The organism is Vibrio sp. ZOR0018, from assembly GCF_963865925.1.
Classification (GTDB): domain Bacteria; phylum Pseudomonadota; class Gammaproteobacteria; order Enterobacterales; family Vibrionaceae; genus Vibrio; species Vibrio anguillarum.
Genome location: NZ_CAWMCN010000143.1, coordinates 1 through 1290, shown reverse-complemented (window position 1 = coordinate 1290; position 1290 = coordinate 1). Strand labels below are relative to the sequence as shown.

Annotated in this window: 2 protein-coding genes; both read left to right on the top strand. The window is 38.2% G+C overall.

What is annotated here, in order from left to right; all coding sequences use genetic code 11:
- Positions 1-3 precede the first annotated feature (3 nt).
- The gene (locus AACR75_RS16745) at positions 4-366 is read left to right on the top strand and encodes a GNAT family N-acetyltransferase (RefSeq protein WP_231564210.1); all 363 of its coding nucleotides are present in this window, start codon (positions 4-6) and stop codon (positions 364-366) included.
- Positions 367-515: 149 nt separating this feature from the next.
- Positions 516-1115 carry a pentapeptide repeat-containing protein gene (locus AACR75_RS16740; RefSeq protein ID WP_047691157.1) on the top strand — a complete coding sequence of 200 codons (600 nt, stop codon included), beginning with the start codon at positions 516-518 and terminating at the stop codon, positions 1113-1115.
- Positions 1116-1290 lie beyond the last annotated feature (175 nt).

Sequence of the window (1290 nt, the reverse complement as noted above, 5' to 3'; positions counted from 1 at the left end):
AGCTTGTCATTAAGAGATGCTGATTCTAAACAAAGCATTGAAAGTTACCTTAACCGAAACTCTGGGCTAAGTTTTGTTGCTTTAAGCGGCAATAAAATTATTGGTGCGGTACTCGTTGGGACCGATGGTCGCAGAGGATATCTGCAACATTTGGCTGTTTCATTAGAATTTCGAGGCCAAAAAATAGGTAAAGCTTTGGTTGAAAAATCAGTTGATGCTTTGACTTCGATTGGTGTTTCAAAGACGCATTTATTTGTTTATAGCAATAATGTTAACGCGCAAAATTTTTACGAAAAATTAGGCTGGTTTCCAAGGGATGAAATACGCATGTATTCGTTTAATAACTCAAGTAATCCAAACGTTTAGTGGCAGCTTATAACAAACGGTTCAAGAGGGACTGCCAACGCGTGGCGGTTTTTGTTCAAATCAGTATTTGTGATTACGGTTGTTATTTTAGGTTCAGTGTTTTGCGTTGTCAGCCCCTTAACCGGGCGTTAGGCTATTCAGAGGATACGATGATAGATTTAAAAAATAATGAGCAATATTTCGACGTTTCTTTTGAGAAGCTTTCCTCACCTGATGAGAAATATAGCGACGTCGAGTTTGAAGATTGCCAATTCTCCGACTGCGATTTTTCAGCGGTTAAATTCCAGAAATGTAAGTTTACAAACTGCACATTTGAACGCTGCAATTTGAGTTTGGTGGATTTTACAAACTCAAAGCTCTTTGAGCTTAAATTTCAAGACAGTAAGTTAGTTGGCGTTGATTGGACGAAAGCGACATGGCCAGTTTATCACTCGGACTTTGAGCTAAGTTTTAAGCGTTGTATTTTAAATGACTCGTCTTTCTTTGGCCTGACCTTAAATGAATTGGTTTTGGATGAATGTAAGTTGCATGATGTTGATTTCCGTGAAGGTAACTTTGCAGGTTCAATAATGATTTATAGTGATTTTAGCCACAGTTTATTTATGAGAACAAATTTGCAAAGGGTTGATTTCAGTGAATCAACAGCATACTCCATTGACGTACTAGAAAATAACGTTAAAAAGGCTAAGTTTTCACGATATGAAGCGTTGAGCTTATTAGAAAGCTTAGGTATTGAATTGGTGGATTAATAGCCTAACAAACGGCTCAAGAGGGATTGCCAACGCTTGGCGACTTTGGTGCAAAATTGAAATTCAGTGTTTACAGTGTGTTTTTTATGTTCGGCGGTGCGTTGTCAACCCCTTAGCCGGGCGTTAGGCAAGGTGAGTTTTTATCAGCTAAAACGAGTTTGAATTGAACGGTAAA

Bases quoted from the DNA above. Each gene is read 5' to 3' on its own strand.
- AACR75_RS16740 (WP_047691157.1), top strand. From the start codon at position 516: ATGATAGATTTAAAAAATAATGAGCAATATTTCGACGTTTCTTTTGAG.